Below are 454 nucleotides of genomic sequence, written 5' to 3'. Positions count from 1 at the left end.
AAACTTATTGCTTTACCAGATGCGCCTGCACGACCTGTACGACCGATTCGATGAACGTAATCTTCACAATCATCTGGTAAGTCGAAGTTAAATACATGACTTACTTCAGGGATATGCAAGCCACGTGCTGCTACATCCGTTGCTACCAAGAAGTCTAAATCACCTTTGCTGAATTGCGCTAAAATTGATTGACGCTTTTTCTGGTTAACGTCGCCAGTAAGCATACCAACACGATGACCATCCGCTTTTAACCAGGCATACACTGTTTCGCAGCTATGCTTAGTATTTGCAAACACAATCGCTTTTTCAGGCCATTCTTCTTCAATCAAGGTTAATAACAGCTTAACCTTATCTTCTTGTGAAGGATGAAATAGTTCTTCTTCAATACGTTTGCCAGTTTTTACATCTGGCTCAATTTGCACATGCTCTGGATTTGTCATGTGCTCAAACGCCA

At 41.4% G+C, this 454-nt stretch carries 1 protein-coding gene; it reads right to left on the bottom strand.

Translation table 11 applies throughout. The features are described 5' to 3' along the window. Positions 1 to 454, bottom strand: a 454-nt coding sequence (locus CWB85_RS21715) for a helicase-related protein (RefSeq protein WP_283235143.1), incomplete at both ends; no start/stop codon positions are given.

The sequence above is a fragment of the Pseudoalteromonas sp. S1727 genome, assembly GCF_005886375.1.
In the GTDB taxonomy this organism is placed as follows: Bacteria; Pseudomonadota; Gammaproteobacteria; order Enterobacterales; family Alteromonadaceae; genus Pseudoalteromonas; species Pseudoalteromonas haloplanktis.
Note: the sequence above shows the minus strand (reverse complement) of the source record. Positions and strands in the feature narration are given on the sequence as shown.